Origin of the sequence: Pseudomonas sp. MWU12-2029 (assembly GCF_023242425.1) — a bacterium.
GTDB lineage: Bacteria > Pseudomonadota > Gammaproteobacteria > Pseudomonadales > Pseudomonadaceae > Aquipseudomonas > Aquipseudomonas kribbensis.
The window spans coordinates 305,052-322,381 of the sequence record NZ_JALJDY010000003.1 but is presented as its reverse complement, the minus strand read 5'-3'; the positions used below and the strand labels follow the sequence as shown (position 1 = coordinate 322,381).

Sequence of the window (17,330 nt, the reverse complement as noted above, 5' to 3'; positions counted from 1 at the left end):
GCCGCGTTGGCCCGGCGACTGAAACCTGTTGGGAGTTTCACATGGCAAACGCCTCCAGCACTTACAGGAAGGCTCTTGAAGGTCATCAGCAACCGAAAAAGGTTCTGGTGAAAGTAGATCGAGTCACCAAGAAGTTCGACGAAACCACTGCGGTGGACGATGTGTCCCTGGAGATCCATCAGGGCGAAATCTTCGCCCTGCTCGGCGGCTCCGGCTCGGGCAAATCGACCCTGCTGCGCATGCTCGCCGGTTTCGAACGGCCGACTGAAGGACGCATTCTGCTCGACGGTGTCGACATCACCGACATGCCGCCGTACGAGCGGCCGATCAACATGATGTTCCAGTCCTACGCCCTGTTCCCGCACATGACGGTCGCGCAGAACATCGCCTTCGGCCTCAAGCAGGACCGTTTGCCGGCCAGCGAAATCGACGCCCGTGTCGAAGAGATGCTGCGCCTCGTCCACATGACCCAATACGCCAAGCGCCGCCCGCATCAACTGTCCGGCGGTCAGCGTCAGCGCGTGGCCCTCGCCCGCTCCCTGGCCAAGCGTCCGAAGCTGTTGCTGCTCGACGAACCGATGGGCGCACTGGATAAAAAACTGCGTTCGCAGATGCAGCTGGAACTGGTGGAGATCATCGAGCGCGTCGGCGTGACCTGCGTGATGGTGACCCACGACCAGGAAGAGGCCATGACCATGGCCGAGCGCATCGCGATCATGCACCTGGGCTGGATCGCCCAGATCGGCAGCCCGGTCGACATCTATGAGGCACCGGTCAGCCGCATGGTCTGCGAATTCATCGGCAACGTGAACGCCTTCGACGGCACTGTGGTCGAGGACCTCGAAGGTCACGCGATCATTCACAGCCCGGACTTGCAGCAAAAGATCTACGTCGGTCATGGCGTCAGCACCTCGGTGCAGGACAAGTCGATCACCTACGCGATCCGCCCGGAAAAAATGCTGGTCAGCACGATCAAGCCGGAGACCCGCTACAACTGGTCCGAAGGCAAGGTGCATGACATCGCCTATCTCGGCGGCCACTCGGTGTTCTACGTCGAATTGCCGAGCGGCAAGATCGTCCAGTCGTTCATGGCCAACGCCGAACGCCGTGGCGCGCGTCCGACCTGGGACGACAAGGTCTACGTCTGGTGGGAAGACGACAGCGGCGTGGTACTGCGCTCATGAGAACCTTCAATCAGCAATTCCTGCGCCTGGTGCCCAGCGGGCGAAAGTTCGTCATCGGCATCCCGTTCATCTGGCTGTTCCTGTTCTTCATGCTGCCGTTTTTCCTGGTGATGAAGATCAGCTTCTCGGAAGCCGCGCTGTCGATCCCGCCGTACTCGGAGATCTACACCTACGCCGAACAGAAATTCCAGCTGTTCCTGAACATCGGCAACTACACCATGCTCGGCGAAGACGAGCTGTACCTGTCGGCTTACCTCGGCTCGCTGAAGGTCGCGGCACTGAGCACGATGATGTGCCTGGTGATCGGTTTCCCGATGGCCTACGCGATCACCAAGGCCAGCAAGGAAGCGCAAAACGTCCTGCTGCTGTTGATCATGATGCCGACCTGGACCGCGATCCTGATCCGCGTTTACGCGTGGATGGGCATCCTCAGCAACAACGGTCTGCTCAACGCATTCCTGATGTGGACCGGGCTCACCGATCACCCGATCGAGATCCTCAACACCAACACGGCCGTCTACATTGGGGTCGTGTATGCCTATCTGCCATTCATGGTGCTGCCGCTCTACGCCAACCTGGTGAAGCACGACGGCAGCCTGCTGGAAGCCGCTCAGGATCTGGGCTCGAGCAACTTCAACAACTTCTGGAAAATCACCGTTCCGCTGGCCAAGAACGGCATTATCGCCGGCTGCATGCTGGTGTTCATTCCGGTGGTGGGCGAGTTCGTGATTCCGGAACTGCTGGGTGGCCCGGAGACCCTGATGATCGGTCGCGTGCTGTGGCAAGAGTTCTTCAATAACCGCGACTGGCCAGTGGCGTCCGCCCTGGCGGTGGTGATGCTGTTGATCCTGATTGTGCCGATCCTGCTGTTCAACCGCAGCCAGGCCAAAGAGATGGAGGGACGGGGATGAAACGCTTCGGATTTTCAAAGTTCATGCTGATCTTCGGCCTGATGTTCATCTATCTGCCGATGCTGATTCTGGTGATCTACTCGTTCAACGCCTCGAAACTGGTGACGGTCTGGGGCGGCTGGTCGGTGAAGTGGTACGTCGGCCTGCTCGACAACACGCAACTGATGGGCTCGGTGGTGCGCTCGCTGGAAATCGCCTGCTACACCGCTGTCGCCGCAGTCGCGCTGGGCACCCTCGCCGCGTTCGTGCTGACCCGCGTGACGCGCTTCAAGGGTCGTACATTGTTCGGTGGTCTGGTGACCGCGCCGCTCGTTATGCCTGAGGTGATCACCGGTCTGTCGCTGTTGCTGCTGTTCGTGGCCATGGCGCAACTGATCGGCTGGCCGCAGGAGCGTGGCATCGTCACGATCTGGATCGCCCACACCACGTTTTGTGCCGCTTATGTGGCGGTGGTAGTCTCCGCCCGCTTGCGTGAGCTGGACCTGTCGATCGAGGAAGCGGCGATGGATCTGGGCGCGAAACCGTTCAAGGTGTTTTTCCTGATCACCATCCCGATGATCGCGCCGTCGCTGGCGGCGGGCGGCATGATGTCGTTCGCCCTGTCGCTGGATGACCTGGTGCTGGCGAGCTTCGTGTCGGGGCCGGGTTCCACCACCCTGCCGATGGAAGTGTTCTCGGCCGTGCGTCTGGGCGTGAAGCCCGAGATCAACGCCGTGGCCAGTTTGATTCTGCTGGCGGTGTCGCTGGTGACCTTCCTGGTCTGGTACTTCGGCCGCAAGGCAGAAGCCAACCGCAAGCGGGCGATTCAGGAAGCGATGGATCAGACCGCCAACGAATCGTGGCAGCAACCGCAACCTCAACGAGTGGCAGCGACAGCCTGAGTACCGGGTGGCGAGGGAGCCTCTCCCCCGCCACCGATTCACTGAATTTCCGCTTTGTGTTTTTGAATAAAGCTTTTGAATAAAAAGAATGGAGTTGTACCGATGAAAATGTTTGGCAGGACTCTGCTGACACTGTCCTTATTGGGCGCAATCGCCACGGGCGCCCAGGCCAACGACAAGGTGCTGCGCGTTTACAACTGGTCGGACTACATCGCCCCGGACACCGTCAAGAAGTTCGAAGACGAGACCGGCATCCGCGTGACCTACGATGTGTTCGACAGCAATGAAACCCTCGAGGCGCGATTGCTCGCGGGCAAGTCCGGCTACGACATCGTGGTGCCGTCCAACAGTTTCCTGGCCAAGCAGATCAAGGCCGGGGTCTATCAGACCCTGGACAAATCGAAGCTGCCGAACTGGAAGAATCTCAACCCGGTGCTGCTGAAAAACGCCTCCGCCAGTGATCCGGGCAACGCTCACGCGTTCCCGTACATGTGGGGCTCGATCGGCATCGGTTTCAACCCGGCCAAGGTCAAGGAAGTGCTCGGCAAGAACGCGCCGACCAATTCCTGGGACCTGCTGTTCAAACCGGAAAACGCCGAGAAGCTCAAGGCTTGCGGCATCAGTTTCCTCGACTCGCCGACCGAAATGATCCCGGCGGCCCTGCACTATCTGGGCTATCCGGTGAACGACAAGGACACCGCGCACATCAAGGAAGCCGAGGCGCTGTTCATGAAGATTCGCCCGAACGTGGCGTACTTCCACTCGTCGAAATACATCTCGGACCTGGCCAACGGCAACATCTGCGTGGCGGTCGGTTACTCCGGTGACGTACTGCAGGCCAAGGCCCGCGCGGTGGAATCGGGCAACAACGTGGTGATCGACTACAGCATTCCCAAAGAAGGTGCCGGCAGCTTCTACGACATGGTCGCCATCCCGCGCGATGCGGCGAACGTCGAGAACGCTTACCTGTTCATGGACTTCCTGATGCGTCCGGACATCATCGCCGAGATCACCAACAGCAACGGCTACAGCAACGCCAACGCCGCCGCCACGCCCCTGGTGGACGAAGCGATCCGCAACGATCCGGGCTCATACCCGTCGCAGGAAGTGATGGCCACGCTGTACGCGGTGCCGGATCAACCGATTGCCACGCAACGGATCATGACCCGGGGCTGGACCCGCGTAAAACTCGGCAAATAAACACACATCAATTTCCGTTCACGCAGCGCCTTACCACCGCTGCACCCTCGCTCTGAACGGCCTCACCTGGCCTCCCTCGGTTCAGGTGAATTCAGGCGCCCTCGGGCGCCTTTTTTTGTGGGCTCAGGTCAGCGGCCAATCCTGAACAATTCGATAACGACCCTTGTGGGATTCGAACAGCGCAAAGCGCTCGGCCCTCAGGAAGAACTCCGGTGGCGTGGCGGATTCCGGTTCCGGAGCGCGATAGTCCCGGGCCAGCGTCAGATGCGGGCGATACTCACGCGTCGCCTCTTCAAAACCGAACGGCAGCATCGCCTGCTCCAGTCCGTAAACCAGCCGCAACAATCCCGCAGGTGCCTGCTCCGGCGCCAGCGACAACACCCCGGCACGATGCCAGACCTGCAAACGATCCAGCGAAATTTTCAGCGCCTCGCCCGGCGTGCGCACTTTCGCTGCCGCCTCACAGACTTCACCAATCTGCGCCAACGGCACCGCGCCGAGAAACAGCAACGTCAGATGAAAATTGTCCGCTGGCACCGGTTTGCCGGTGCGCAGCCCCAGTTCGCTGCGCCACTGGGCAATTGCCTTGCGCTGCGCCGGCGGGCAGTCCAGGGCAAAGAACAGCCGCTTGAACGGTTGATCCCCGCGTGTTTCGTCCGTCATGGCCACGCTCCTTCGTTCGTCGAGATCCCTGGATTCTACACGCCCGTTTCTGGCGACTCTCGGCCTGGGGGTTATAGTTCAACGATTGCCATCAACCGGAGGACGTCATGCGCGCAATCCTCAGCAAAGAACCCTGGTGGGCCCGTCCGCCGAGTCCCGGACAGGATGAAAGCGAACTGGAATGGGGCTGGCTGGTGCATTACAGCGAGGGAGAACCGCGTTTCGAATTCGTGCGCGAGCGGCCGACGGACGAGCAGATTCGCAACCGCAAAGGCTGCCGGATCACCCCGTCGGCGGAGTGATCCGGCTGTTCTGCCTCAAGACTCGAGAATGTTCTTGAAGCCACCGAAGATCATCCGCATCCCATCGAACGGCATCGGATTGACGTCCGGCTGCATGCGCGGATCTTCCATCATTTTGCCCATGCCGGCGTCGCGGGTGGCCTTGTCCGGCCAGACCAGCCAGCCGGCCGACACGGTTTCGCCTTCCTTGAGTTTCACCGCCATCGGAAATGAGGTGACCTTGCCGTCCGGCACGTCATCGCCCCAGCCTTGAACCACCTCCAGAGCGCCGTATTCCTTGAACAGCTTCTCGGCGATTTCGCAGTGTTTTTTGTACTGTTCGCGATTGGCGTTCGGAACGGGTGCGACAAAAACATCGATGTAAGCCATGGTCGTTCTCCTGCGGGTTTAGGGATCGATCTGCTGAGTAGTCGACTCAGGCGGATGCCATTCGACAGGTGTGGCGCCCAATCCGACCGACGGTTCATCGCCCCCGCCCAGATTGCCCTCGACCTGCGCCGCCATATGCAGCGTACCGGCCATCACGCCGGTCGTCGGGTTCTGCACCAGTTTCAGCCAGGCCTTGTCGAACGTGTTGCCCAGGCTGCTGCGGATCAGCGCTTCGCTGTCCGGGCGATCATTGGCCTGAAGGATGGCGCGGATGCCCGCCACGCCAACCGAGATCACCCCACCGACGAGTTTGCCTGCCGCAGCCGCCACCGCGCTGGCCGCGCCCCGAGGGGCCATCTCCGCTTCCATGCGCTGGCTGGCACGCTTGGCCACCGGGGCCATGCCGGCATCGGTCGAGGCGATGCCCTTGGCCCCGCCTTCGGTGTGGATCTTGTCGATCAGCGCGGCATAGGCCGGCAAGGTGTTCAACGGCTCGGTGCTGACGACCTGATACAGCGAGGCATCCCGGGCCGGCGGCGGCCCGAGGGCGATGGCGGGGATTTTCTGCAAATGCCCGTTGAGCTGGGCGACGGGCACGCCATAGCGCTGGGCGATGACCGGCATCTGCTGCGCCATCAGCTGCGCGTAAAACGCGGTGGACTGGGCGAGGATCGCGTCCGGATCGATCTCCTGAGCCACCGGCGCCAGCACCCGCTCCTGATATTGCTCCAGCAAATAGGCGGCCAGACGCTTGGATGAGGCGTCCTGCTCGCCCCCGGCGCTGAGGGTGTACCAGCTGACCTTCATCGACAGCCATTCCTGGGTCCAGTAGCTGCTGAACCACGGGATGAATTTTTCTTCAGTTTGCTCGTAGACCCGAATGCGCCAATGTTCCATCGAACCGCGGGCAAAAGCCTTGACCTGTTCGGTGGACTGCCGGGAAGCCACAACGATATCCCGGTCGATCTGCTGCCAGGTGGCCGGCGAAACCACCACCGCCGGCGCGCTCGCCGGGCCCCGCGCCGAACTCGCGCAACCGGCCAGCAACATCAGTGCGGCGACGATCAGCGCACGCAGGTTCACGGTGGCGGTGTCCTTTGGTGGGTCAGATCTGGAGGTAACGACTTGAGTATAGGTGCGGGTTTCAGCCGTTTGTCCGGTTGTATCGATCCTCGATCCGGGCGCGGGATTTCAGTTTTTCCTCCAACCATCACTGACGTCGATGATCACCATTACGACGATTGCCTTCCGCATCAGACGCGTCCGGCGCAGGATTCACCCATCCGAGACACACACCACGAGGAGTTCACATCATGAGTCATACCGTCACCCTCGCCGTGAGCTTCCCGGTCTTCGGCAACAACTATTACGACCAGCATCCGGTGTCGCTGAAGACACAGCCGCTGGTGTTCAACGAAGATTTCGAAGATCTGCTGATGCCCGCCGCGAGCAATCATTTCAGCAATGAAGTGGTGGGCCTCAACGATCAGTTCCGTTTTCTGAGCGACATACTCGCCACCCATTTGCTGGACATCGAGGCCTCCGTGCCTGCGCGATCCAGCGTCCGGGCGAACGCTCATTTTTAATGCCAAGGGGCGTTCCCGTGAGGGAACGCCCCTTTTTGCTCATTACTGGTCGTCGTTATCGCCGCGATGATAGCGACGCCCGTCGCGACGGTCGTAGTCGCGATCATCCCAGCGCCGGTCATGATCGTAATAACGGCCATGATCACGGTCGTAATGCCGGCCATGGCGGTAGTCATCATCAAAATCCGCCACACAACCGCCCAGCAATACGGCGGCAGAAACTGTCAGCAACAGGCTTGTTGCACGCATCATTCAGAATTTCCCTAAAACCAAGGTCTTGACGACGGAAGTGGTCAGCGCAGTGCGCGCAGCCGCGGCTTCGACCAGGAAAAACACCGATGATTCACTGACGGCCCATGACCGTTGATCGCCTCGTTAGCCTCAACGTGGCGGGCCTGATGCCAGAGCAAAAATCCGACAAAACCTTTTCCTCTCCCCCGCGGTCACTCCTAGAACAGACCAAGACTGGCAACCACGCCGGCGTGCACGTGCGGGTCATTTGCAACCCGCCGACCTGATCAGAGGAAGCCCAGCCATGAACGATCATCCGCCATCGGGGATGTCCCGACGCCGGTTCCTGATTCTCGGCGCCGTGACAGCGACAGCCTTTGCGCTGCCGCCCTTCATCAGCCTCAAGGCCTATGCGGCCAGTCTGGAGCAACCGGCCATGAGCAAAGTGACGCTTGAAGTCAACGGCACGCCGCAGGCCCTTGATATCGACACCCGCACCACACTGCTCGACGCCCTGCGCGAACACCTGCACCTGACCGGCAGCAAAAAAGGCTGCGACCACGGCCAGTGCGGCGCCTGCACGGTGATCGTCGATGGCCGGCGGATCAATTCGTGCCTGACCCTGGCGGTGATGCAGGAAGGCGCCAAGGTCACCACCATCGAAGGCCTCGGCATGCCGGACCACCTGCATCCGATGCAAGCGGCGTTCATCAAGCACGATGGTTATCAGTGCGGCTATTGCACACCCGGACAGATCTGCTCGGCGGTGGCGGTGCTCAAGGAAATCCGCGACGGCATTCCCAGCCACGCCAGCCCCAGCCTGACCGAGCCGCCGCAACTGATCGCCAGCGAATTGCAGGAGCGCATGAGCGGCAACATCTGCCGTTGCGGCGCCTACTCCAACATCATCGAAGCCATCAGCGAAGTCGCGGAGGTATCGGCATGAGAGCGTTCAATTACAGTCGCGCCGACTCCCCCGCCGCAGCCGCTGCACAAGCGGCGCAAACGCAAGGCGCGCGGTTCATCGCCGGCGGCACCAACCTGCTGGACTTGATGAAGCTCGATATCGAAACGCCGCCGCACCTGATCGACGTCAATCATCTGGGACTCGACGGGATCGAAGCGACCGACGACGGCGGCTTGCGCATCGGCGCGCTGGTGCGCAACACCGATCTGGCCGCCGACCCGCGTGTGCGCAAAGACTACGCCCTGCTTTCGCGGGCTTTGCTGGCCGGGGCTTCGGGACAGTTGCGCAACATGGCGACCACCGCTGGCAACCTGTTGCAACGCACTCGTTGCCCGTACTTCTACGACACCAACCAGGCCTGTAACAAACGTAATCCCGGCAGTGGTTGCGCGGCGATTGGCGGGGTCACCCGGCAACTGGGAATCATCGGAGTCAGCGACGCGTGCATCGCCACGCACCCGAGCGACATGGCGATTGCCCTGCGTACGCTGGATGCGCAGATCGAAACCCTCAAACCCGATGGCAGCACCCGGCGCATTGCCATGGCCGATTTCCATTCATTGCCCGGCAGCACACCGCACATCGAAACCGCGCTCACACCTGGGGAATTGATCACTGGCGTTACCCTGCCCGCGCCGGTTGGCGGCACCCACATCTATCACAAGGTGCGGGATCGCTCGTCCTATGCCTTCGCGCTGGTGTCTGTCGGATTGATTCTGCAAAAGGACGGCAGTGGCCGCATCGCCGTCGGCGGCATCGCGCCGAAACCCTGGCGGGTAGAAGCCGCAGAAGCGCTGCTGCCCCAAGGGGCGAAAGCTGTCAGTGCACACCTGCTCGATGGCGCCACGCCTACCCATGACAACCAGTTCAAGGTAACGCTGGTGGAGCGCACGCTCGCCTCGGTGCTGGCCCAAGCGAGGGACGAAGCATGAAATTCGACACGCCCGCCGCGACCAATCCGATTGACCAGTTGAAGGTCATCGGCAAACCCACCGACCGCATCGAAGGCCCGCTGAAAACCAGCGGTCAGGCCCCTTACGCCTACGAACAACATGAAGCAGTGAAAAATCAGGCTTACGGCGTCATGGTCGGTGCGGCCGTCGCCAAGGGTCGCATCACCCGCATGGATCTGGACGAGGCCCACGCCGCCCCTGGTGTGCTGGCCATTGTCACCGCCGCCAATGCCGGCAAACTCGGCAAGGGCAAATACAACGCCGCACACCTGCTGGCCGGGCCCGAGGTGCAGCACTATCACCAGGCAGTGGCGCTGGTGATCGCAGAAACCTTCGAACAGGCACGGGCCGCCGCGCAGCTTGTGCATGTCGAGTACGCGACAGACAAAGGCCAGTTCGATCTGGCCGCCGTACGCGATCAGGGCAAGGAGCCGAAGGAAGAACTGCCGGACGTCAAACACGGCGATTTCGCCACGGCCTTCGCCGCCGCCCCGGTGCAGTTCGACCAGACCTACAGCACCCCGGACCAGTCCCACGCGATGATGGAACCCCACGCGACCCTCGCCGCGTGGCAAGGCGATCAACTGACCCTGTGGACCTCGAACCAGATGATCGCCTGGAGTGTCGGCGACATCGCCACCACCCTCGGCCTGCCCAAAGAAAAAGTGCGGTTGATTTCGCCCTACATCGGCGGCGGTTTCGGCGGCAAGCTGTTCATCCGCGCCGACTCTATCCTCGCCGCGCTGGGCGCGCGACTGGCCAGCCGCCCGGTGAAAGTCGCCCTCGCCCGCCCGCAAATCGCCAACAACACCACCCATCGCCCGGCCACCATCCAGCGCATCCGCATGGGTGCCACGGCGGACGGCAAACTCACCGCCATCGCCCATGAAGGCTGGTCGGGCAACCTGGCCGAAGGCAAGGTCGAAGTCGCCGCGCAGCCGAGTCAGTTGCTCTACGCCGGGGAAAACCGTCTGGTGAGCATGCGCCTCGCACCGCTGGATCTGCCCGAAGGCAACGCCATGCGCGCGCCCGGCGAAACCCCGGGTTTGATGGTGCTGGAAATCGCCATGGACGAGATGGCGGAAAAGCTCAAGCTCGACCCGATCCAGTTCCGCATCCTCAACGACACCCAGGTCGATCCGGTAAAAACCGAGCGGCCGTTCTCGCAACGACGCCTGATCGAATGCCTGCAAACCGGCGCCGAACACTTCGGCTGGGACAAGCGCAATGCAACGCCCGGCACCCGCCGCGAAGGTCGCTGGCTGATCGGCATGGGCGTGGCGGCGGCGATTCGCAACAACCTGCTGGTGAAATCCGGAGCAAGAGTTCGGCTGGAGCGTGACGGCAAGATCACCGTGGAAACCGACATGACCGATATCGGCACCGGCAGCTACACGATCATCGCCCAGACTGCCGCCGAAATGATGGGCGTGGGCCTGGAGGATGTGGTGGTGCATCTGGGGGATTCGAGTTTTCCGGTGTCGTCCGGCTCCGGTGGCCAGTTCGGTGCCAATTGCTCGACCGCCGGGGTCTATGCCGCATGCATGAAACTGCGTGAAGCGGTGACGGCAAAACTGGGCATGACCGAGGGTGACGCAGTGTTCGCCGATGGCCAGGTGCAGCTCGGCAACAAACAGGTGCCGTTGCGCAACGCCGCGCAAAACGGGGCGGTTGAAGCCGAGGACAGCATCGAATTCGCCGACCTCGCCAAGCAGTATCAGCAGTCGACGTTCGGTGCGCATTTCGTTGAAGTCGCGGTCGATGCCGCCACCGGCGAAGTGCGCGTGCGACGCATGCTCGCGGTCTGCGCTGCCGGGCGGATTCTCAACCCGAAAGCCGCCCGCAGCCAGGTGATCGGCGCGATGACCATGGGCGTCGGGGCGGCGTTGATGGAAGAGTTGGCGGTGGACAAGCGCCTGGGCTTTTTCGTCAACCATGATCTGGCAGGCTACGAGGTGCCGGTACACGCGGACATCCCGCATCAGGAGGTGATCTTCCTCGATGAAACCGACCCGATCTCTTCGCCGATGAAGGCCAAGGGCGTGGGCGAACTGGGCATCTGCGGGGTCAGCGCGGCGGTGGCGAATGCGATCTACAACGCAACCGGGGCGCGGGTGCGGGAGTATCCGATTACCCTGGACAAGCTTCTCGATTCGTTGCCGCCGATGATCTGAATCTGCTAGCGCACTAGCATGGGGTGCTGGTGCGCTATTCACTCCTCCGATAGAAATTACCCGACCAACGCAATCAACTGCTGCCGCTGCGCATCCGTCAGCATCGGCCCGAACCCGGCGCCGGCGTTGTCGGCCATGTAACGTGGATTGCCGGTGCCAGGGATTACGCAAGTCACCGCCGTGTTCGAGAGCAGAAATTTCAGCGCCAGTTGCGGCCAGCTGTTGACCTGCACGTCCGATACCCAGCCCGGCAGGGGCTTTCCCTTGAGTCGGGTCAGCAACCCGCCACCGCCAAACGGCCGATTGCAGATCACCGCCACACCCCGTTCACGGCATAACGGCAGGATGCGTTTTTCCACGCCACGGTCATCGAGGGCGTAATTGATTTGCAGAAAGTCGAGCGGTTCGGCTTTCAGTACCGCTTCCACTTCCTCGTACGCCGAGGGCGTGTAATGGGTGATGCCGATGTAGCGGATGCGGCCCTGCTCCTTCCATTCGCGCAGGGTCGGCAGATGAGTCTGCCAGTCCAGCAGGTTGTGGATCTGCATCAGATCGATGCGGTCGGTGCGCAGCAGGCGAAAGGAGTTTTCCATCTGCGCGATGCCCTCCTCGCGCCCGCGGGTCCACACCTTGGTCGCCAGAAACGCCGGTGAACGGGGTTCGTGGATCGACAACAGCTCGCCGGTGGTTTCTTCGGCGCGGCCATACATGGGGGAACTGTCGATCAGCGTGCCGCCCTTTTTGAACAACTCATCGAGCACCGCCGGCAATTGTTTATAGGCCGGCTCGCCGGGCGCGACGTCGAAGCCGCGATAGGTGCCCAGCCCTACCAACGGCAGCAGCTCGGAGCTGGAAGGGATGGCGCGGGTCTGCATGGTCTGGCCTCCGGGGGCACTCGATGACGTGGCCGCAGCCAACGCCCGGTCAAACGTGAAAACGGTCGTTACCCCCGCCGCCAGCTCGAGCAGACGGCGGCGGGAATAGCCCTCAGTGTGGCTCATGCTGGCTTCTCTGTCGGGTGGATCTGTTGCACCTTGTGTGCACCGGCGGTCACCGGGGAAGGCTCAACTACACTGCATGGGCAAACCCTCACGCCCCGTTAAAGTTAGCCGAATGTCCAGAATCCTGATGTCACTCGTCGTTTTGCTGCTGGCCCTGTACCTGATCCTGTGTGCAGCGCTGTTCGTGTTCCAGCGCTCGCTGATCTATTTTCCGCAGGCGGGTTCAGTGGATTCGGCAGAATCGCGGATGACCCTGACCATGGCCGATGCGGACATTCGGGTCAGTGTCCGCGAACATTCCGGGGCGCGGGCGTTGATCTATTTCGGTGGCAATGCCGAAGACGTCTCGCGCAATCTGCCGGCCTTTGCCGAGGCGTTTCCCGACTACGCGATCTACCTGCTGCACTATCGCGGTTTTGGCGGCAGCGGCGGTTCGCCGTCCGAAGAGGCGATTGCCCGGGACGCCCTGGGGTTGTTCGATCAGGTGTTTTCCAGGCATCCGCAGATTGCGCTGATCGGGCGCAGCCTCGGTTCCGGCGTCGCGGTGCGGCTGGCCAGTCAGCGGCCGGTGACCCGGCTGATTCTGGTCACCCCCTTCAACAGCCTCCAGGAACTCGCCGTCCGGCATTACCCGTGGGTGCCGGTGAAATGGCTACTCAAGGAGCGTTACGAATCCGGCAAATACGCCGAGCATATCCGCGCGCCGACCCTGCTGCTGGCGGCGAGCGATGACAAGGTGGTGCCTCGGGGCAGCAGCGAACGCCTGCTGCGCAATTTCCCGGATGGCGTGACGACACTGAAAGTGGTGCCGGAGGCGACGCACAATTCGATTTCCGAACGCCCGCAATACCTGCAATGGATGAAGGAAGTGTTGAACCGGTGAGCGGCCACTGCGCAGTTCGTCGGCGTCCGGACAAAGCCATGGGCGCCCCGTGAACCAAGTGCAGAAAGGCCAGTCCTACTCGCGCCGCATTCGCGGTTAACTCCCTGTCAGCGCTGTCTTTTTTCAGAGTCCTGCGTCCCATGCGCCACGCCGTTCGTTCGTCTCGCTTCGTATCGCTGTGCCTGTTGATCCTCTCCCCTCTGCTCGCTCCCACTGCCCATGCCGGCGCGGAACGACAACTGGCGGCCGCCATCAATGACCTGCGCGCCCATCCCCAACGCTGTGACCGGCGTGCGGCACAACGCCTGGCGCCACTGGCGCTCAAGCAGAATATTGCGTTGCCCATCGGCTATGGCTACGGCGGCGGGTTGCGCGAGCAGTTGAAGTCTTCCGGTTATGCGGCGGTGGCCGTGCGCAGCATCCGCATTGTCGGGGCCGAGGATGCCGAAGAGGCGTTCGATCAGTTGCAGGACGAACATTGCAGCGCACTGATCGACGCGCAGTACGCCGACATCGGCATCAGCCGCGCCCGCAGTGAATGGCAAGTGGTGCTGGCCCGACCGGTGATCGACAGTCGCATGGGCGACAACCGCAGCGTCGGCAAGGCCCTGCTGGCGCAAGTCAATGCTGCCCGCGCCCGGCCCCGGATGTGCGGACGCCAGCGTTTCGCCGCCGCCCGCCCCTTGAGCTGGAACCCGTCCCTTGGCGCCGCCGCCCAGGGCCACAGCAAGGCCATGGCTTACGGCAACTATTTCGCTCACCAGGACCCGGACGGTGACATGCCTGCAGACCGTGCAAGATCCGCCGGCTACCGTGGCCGGCAGATCGGCGAGAACATCGCCGCGGGACAAAGCTCACCCGGCAGCGCGATGGCCGGCTGGCTCGCCAGCCCCGGGCACTGCGCCAACCTGATGAACCCGATGTTCACCCAGGTCGGCGCCGGTTTTGCCAGTGATGCCCGCAGTGATAACGGTGTGTACTGGACGATGCTGTTCGGCGCGCCCTGACTCACTTCGGCCGGCGCACCGCCCGGACGCTGCTGGTATCCCCGCCGCCACAGTAGAAGCGTTCACCGCCATCGGCCTCCAGTCCCGAGACGCCGATGCCGCTGGGCAACGCGAGGCTTTCCAGCACCTCGCCGTTGCCCGGATCAATACGCCGGATCTCGCTTTCATCGCCCTCCCACGTCCCATGCCACAGCGCACCGTCGACCCAGGTCACGCCGGTGACAAAGCGGTTTGACTCCAGCGTACGAAGAATCTTGCCGGTTTCCGGGTCGATCTGATGGATCTTGCGTTCGCGATACTGCCCGACCCACAGCGTGCCCTCGGCCCAGGCCATGCCCGAATCGCCACCACCGCCGGGAGCTGCGATGGTATGGAGCACCTTGCCGGTAGCCGGATCGATCTTGTGGATACGCCGGTCTGCAATCTGGTACAGATGCTTGCCGTCGAACGCGGTACCGCCATCCGCACCGACCTTGATAGTGCGCACGGTTTCGCCGCTGGCCGGGTCCAGCGCATTGAGCTGGCCGTCGCTGGCGAACCAGACCTGCTGGCCATCGAAGGTCACACCATGGACGCCGTGGATGCCTTCGAACGGGCCGTATTCACGAAGGATTTCTGCGTTTGCCTGTTTCATGCCGGTTGCCTCGTTGAGTGGTGAGTCCAGCCTAGCCATTGCCCAACGACACCGGGAGTAACAAGATCGTCGCGAAACCCGGCACCGGCGGAGTCAGCCAGCGTCGCGCACGGCCGACACCGAATGCCTGGACCTTGCCCTGCGCGGCCAGGGTTTCCAGGGCCCTTTGTATCTGGCGCTGACTGCTGCCCAGCGCAAGCGCCAGTGCCGAACTCGACCATGCCTCACCGTCCGCAAGCAGGGCCAGCAGTGCCGCGTGCTTGTCTTCGAGGGGTAACGTCAGCAGCGCCACGTCTTGCGCAACCAGCGCATAGCCACGGGACGTCGCAGTGATTCCGGCCAACGGCATCAGTGCGGCGCGCAGCCGGCCGATCTCGACCCGCAATCGGACGCGGTGGGATTCATCATCGAGTTTCAAACGAAAGGCCCTGGCGATCAGCGTCTCTCGGGGAACATCCCCGGGCCAGGCTTCAGCGAGCAGTTGCAGCAGATTGAACAACACCGGTCGGGTTGCCAGCGCCACCGTCATGCCGGCACCGCGCACGCTGTAGCGACAGGCATCCACCACCAGCGTCGCAGACGCAAACAAGGCTTCGACCTGAGCGAGCGTGACCGTTTTCACGTCACCGGCAGTGCGCAATCGGGCGGCGGGAGCGTCGAGGGTTTGCCGGGCGTGTTCGATCTCCGCCAGCAGCGCCGGAATGTCGGCCAGTTGCGCCGCCCGTTGCGCACGCTCCAGCGCCGATTGCGCCTTGTGCGCCTGCACACGCCGCAACGCGATCCCGGCTGACATCAGTTCATGGGCGGCGCGCAAGGCCGGGGGTAACGGTGCAGGCTCCTGTTCATCGAGCAGCGCGTCCGCCTCATTCAGCTGCCCGATCAACAACAACCGACGAATCTGCAGATAGCGCGCGTGTGCCGCATTGAGCCGGTCACCGTGATCCTGCAAGACCTGCCGCGCCGCCTCCAGCGCCTGCACCGGCCAGCCCAGATCCCGCGCCGCCAGCGCCACTTCGGCCTCGGCCACCACGCAGCGCGCCCGGGACAAGGGCTCATTGGCGCCGAACGCTTTCACTGCCCGTTGCAGCAAGGCCTTGGCCCGCGCCATGTCGCCGAGCTGGGCCATGGCGATTCCGCGCAAGGCCAGAGCCGGTGGATCTTCACGCAGAGCCACGAAATTCAGCGCCGCCAACGGGTCACCCGCCGCCAGGGCACGGCCGGCGGCGTTGATCAGCGAGTCCATGACACAGGCGCCACGGTGGGTACTCCAGTGAAGGGATACCCCGGTTTAGTTCAAATCCTGTGCAGGCACCAGTCCTGGCCTGCGGAAAACCGACTGACGCGGGACGGTTCAGACCGGTGAAATCGTGGCCAGAACGCCGATCATGATGGTCAACACGAGAAAGCCACCGAGGAAAAACGCCATCTTAGCCATGAAGGCCTCCTGAATACTGAATGTCCGGCGCACCGGGTGCTTCGGAATGAAGCGCGTCGCGTATGGCCGAACGGCAAGGGTATTTTGGGCCTATGGCTGAGACGGTTACAGATGCAGATTCAACAGGAAAAAGCGGATCAGATGGATTCGGCCCGCGCATGTGTCGATATTCAGAGCGGTACAGAGGGTTTCCATTGCGCCGCTTTGATCTAGAGTCATGGGCGCCGCGCCAAGAACAACAAAAAATACAGGAGTGAAACCATGTCCGAGCTGACCCTGCACCCCCACGCCGCCGAATCCCTGAACCGCTGGCACGACATGATCCGTACCGGCAACTTGAAAGCCCTGCCCGACCTGCTCGATCCGCAAGCCGTGTTCCGCTCTCCGATGGCCCACACGCCTTACCCCGGCGCACCGGTGGTCTCGATGATCCTCAACACCGTGTTCAACGTATTCGAAGACTTCAAATACCACCGTGAACTGGCGACGGCGGATGGCTTGAACGTGGTGCTGGAATTCAGCGCGAAGGTCGGGGCGAAAGAGCTGAAAGGCATCGACATGATCCGATTCGATGAACAGGGGAAGATTGTTGAATTCGAGGTGATGGTGCGGCCGTTGAGCGGGTTGCAGGCGTTGGGGGAAGAGATGGGACGGCGGTTGGGCGCCTATCTGGCTGCCGCCAAGGCCTGAAACCATCGGGTAGAGTAATAAAAAGTGGAAGCTTAATTTTTAGGATTAGTACCCATGCAGATCCTGATTTATAAGAGAACGCATATTGGAGATCCGGACGCTTCCGGCCAATTCGGTATCAATGACTGCATGGGCTCCATCCGTAACTGGCGCTTTGATGCAGTAATTGGCGTTGGTGGGACTAGTTCGGAACCCCAGAGCTATGGAATAGCAGGTCGCGTGAATTGGATAGGATGTAACCCAGTCAGGAGAGATAACC

General features: G+C 62.1%; 19 protein-coding genes. 12 read left to right on the top strand and 7 right to left on the bottom strand.

Annotated elements, in window-relative coordinates; all coding sequences use genetic code 11:
• Window positions 1–41 precede the first annotated feature (41 nt).
• The 4 genes from potA (at window position 42) to M5B44_RS09260 (ending at window position 4,176) form a co-directional block, all read left to right on the top strand.
• Complete coding sequence (potA, locus tag M5B44_RS09275) at window positions 42–1,184, top strand: polyamine ABC transporter ATP-binding protein (RefSeq protein WP_007957110.1); 1,143 nt, start codon at window positions 42–44, stop codon at window positions 1,182–1,184.
• A gap of 29 nt (window positions 1,185–1,213) precedes the next feature.
• A complete protein-coding gene (locus M5B44_RS09270) occupies window positions 1,214–2,095 on the top strand; it encodes an ABC transporter permease subunit (protein ID WP_371321054.1) in 882 nt (293 codons plus the stop codon).
• Window positions 2,092–2,976, top strand: a complete 885-nt coding sequence (locus M5B44_RS09265) for an ABC transporter permease subunit (protein WP_085708655.1) — start codon at window positions 2,092–2,094, stop codon at window positions 2,974–2,976. Before M5B44_RS09270 ends, M5B44_RS09265 begins: the two co-directional genes overlap by 4 nt.
• Before the next feature lie 102 nt (window positions 2,977–3,078).
• Window positions 3,079–4,176, top strand: coding sequence for a polyamine ABC transporter substrate-binding protein (locus M5B44_RS09260; RefSeq protein WP_085708656.1), 1,098 nt, complete (start codon window positions 3,079–3,081; stop codon window positions 4,174–4,176).
• Window positions 4,177–4,299: 123 nt separating this feature from the next.
• Here M5B44_RS09260 and thpR read toward each other — a convergent pair whose 3' ends face one another.
• Entirely contained in the window at window positions 4,300–4,839 is a 540-nt protein-coding gene (gene thpR, locus M5B44_RS09255) for an RNA 2',3'-cyclic phosphodiesterase (protein ID WP_248738934.1), read from the bottom strand.
• 107 nt (window positions 4,840–4,946) lie between these two features.
• Between thpR and M5B44_RS09250 the strand changes: the two genes are divergently transcribed.
• The gene (locus M5B44_RS09250) at window positions 4,947–5,141 is read left to right on the top strand and encodes a hypothetical protein (RefSeq protein WP_248738933.1); all 195 of its coding nucleotides are present in this window, start codon (window positions 4,947–4,949) and stop codon (window positions 5,139–5,141) included.
• 15 nt (window positions 5,142–5,156) lie between these two features.
• Here the strand turns inward: M5B44_RS09250 and M5B44_RS09245 are convergent, their stop codons facing one another.
• Window positions 5,157–5,510, bottom strand: coding sequence for a DUF1428 domain-containing protein (locus M5B44_RS09245; protein ID WP_085708658.1), 354 nt, complete (start codon window positions 5,508–5,510; stop codon window positions 5,157–5,159).
• Window positions 5,511–5,528: 18 nt separating this feature from the next.
• Window positions 5,529–6,593 carry a hypothetical protein gene (locus tag M5B44_RS09240; RefSeq protein WP_248738932.1) on the bottom strand — a complete coding sequence of 355 codons (1,065 nt, stop codon included), beginning with the start codon at window positions 6,591–6,593 and terminating at the stop codon, window positions 5,529–5,531.
• Between the two features lie 230 nt (window positions 6,594–6,823).
• On the opposite strand from M5B44_RS09240, the gene M5B44_RS09235 reads away from it, so the two are divergent.
• Window positions 6,824–7,096 (top strand): hypothetical protein, encoded by a 273-nt coding sequence (locus tag M5B44_RS09235; RefSeq protein WP_114882235.1) that lies wholly within the window; start codon window positions 6,824–6,826, stop codon window positions 7,094–7,096.
• Window positions 7,097–7,138: 42 nt separating this feature from the next.
• Here the strand turns inward: M5B44_RS09235 and M5B44_RS09230 are convergent, their stop codons facing one another.
• Window positions 7,139–7,348: a hypothetical protein gene (locus tag M5B44_RS09230; protein ID WP_085708661.1), complete on the bottom strand. Its 210-nt coding sequence runs from the start codon at window positions 7,346–7,348 to the stop codon at window positions 7,139–7,141.
• A 283-nt stretch (window positions 7,349–7,631) separates the two neighbouring features.
• Here M5B44_RS09230 and paoA point away from each other — a divergent pair, with 283 nt between their 5' ends.
• The 3 genes from paoA to paoC are packed head-to-tail and all read left to right on the top strand — an operon-like array spanning window position 7,632 to window position 11,421.
• Complete coding sequence (gene paoA, locus M5B44_RS09225) at window positions 7,632–8,273, top strand: aldehyde dehydrogenase iron-sulfur subunit PaoA (RefSeq protein ID WP_248738931.1); 642 nt, start codon at window positions 7,632–7,634, stop codon at window positions 8,271–8,273.
• Window positions 8,270–9,226 carry an FAD binding domain-containing protein gene (locus M5B44_RS09220; RefSeq protein WP_248738930.1) on the top strand — a complete coding sequence of 319 codons (957 nt, stop codon included), beginning with the start codon at window positions 8,270–8,272 and terminating at the stop codon, window positions 9,224–9,226. Before paoA ends, M5B44_RS09220 begins: the two co-directional genes overlap by 4 nt.
• Window positions 9,223–11,421: an aldehyde oxidoreductase molybdenum-binding subunit PaoC gene (gene paoC, locus M5B44_RS09215; protein WP_248738929.1), complete on the top strand. Its 2,199-nt coding sequence runs from the start codon at window positions 9,223–9,225 to the stop codon at window positions 11,419–11,421. Before M5B44_RS09220 ends, paoC begins: the two co-directional genes overlap by 4 nt.
• Window positions 11,422–11,477: 56 nt before the next feature.
• On the opposite strand, the gene M5B44_RS09210 is transcribed toward paoC, so the two are convergent.
• On the bottom strand, window positions 11,478–12,422 hold the full coding sequence (locus M5B44_RS09210; protein ID WP_248738928.1) for an aldo/keto reductase: 945 nt from the start codon (window positions 12,420–12,422) through the stop codon (window positions 11,478–11,480).
• Between the two features lie 112 nt (window positions 12,423–12,534).
• Here M5B44_RS09210 and M5B44_RS09205 point away from each other — a divergent pair, with 112 nt between their 5' ends.
• Both M5B44_RS09205 and M5B44_RS09200 read left to right on the top strand, forming a co-directional pair.
• Window positions 12,535–13,305: an alpha/beta hydrolase gene (locus M5B44_RS09205; RefSeq protein WP_248738927.1), complete on the top strand. Its 771-nt coding sequence runs from the start codon at window positions 12,535–12,537 to the stop codon at window positions 13,303–13,305.
• Window positions 13,306–13,445: 140 nt separating this feature from the next.
• Window positions 13,446–14,312: a CAP domain-containing protein gene (locus tag M5B44_RS09200; RefSeq protein ID WP_085708673.1), complete on the top strand. Its 867-nt coding sequence runs from the start codon at window positions 13,446–13,448 to the stop codon at window positions 14,310–14,312.
• A gap of 1 nt (window position 14,313) precedes the next feature.
• Here M5B44_RS09200 and M5B44_RS09195 read toward each other — a convergent pair whose 3' ends face one another.
• The gene (locus tag M5B44_RS09195; RefSeq protein ID WP_248738926.1) at window positions 14,314–14,946 is read right to left on the bottom strand and encodes a PQQ-binding-like beta-propeller repeat protein; all 633 of its coding nucleotides are present in this window, start codon (window positions 14,944–14,946) and stop codon (window positions 14,314–14,316) included.
• 31 nt (window positions 14,947–14,977) lie between these two features.
• Window positions 14,978–16,189 carry a helix-turn-helix domain-containing protein gene (locus M5B44_RS09190; RefSeq protein WP_248738925.1) on the bottom strand — a complete coding sequence of 404 codons (1,212 nt, stop codon included), beginning with the start codon at window positions 16,187–16,189 and terminating at the stop codon, window positions 14,978–14,980.
• A 453-nt stretch (window positions 16,190–16,642) separates the two neighbouring features.
• Here M5B44_RS09190 and M5B44_RS09185 point away from each other — a divergent pair, with 453 nt between their 5' ends.
• A complete protein-coding gene (locus M5B44_RS09185) occupies window positions 16,643–17,071 on the top strand; it encodes a nuclear transport factor 2 family protein (protein ID WP_248738924.1) in 429 nt (142 codons plus the stop codon).
• Window positions 17,072–17,330 lie beyond the last annotated feature (259 nt).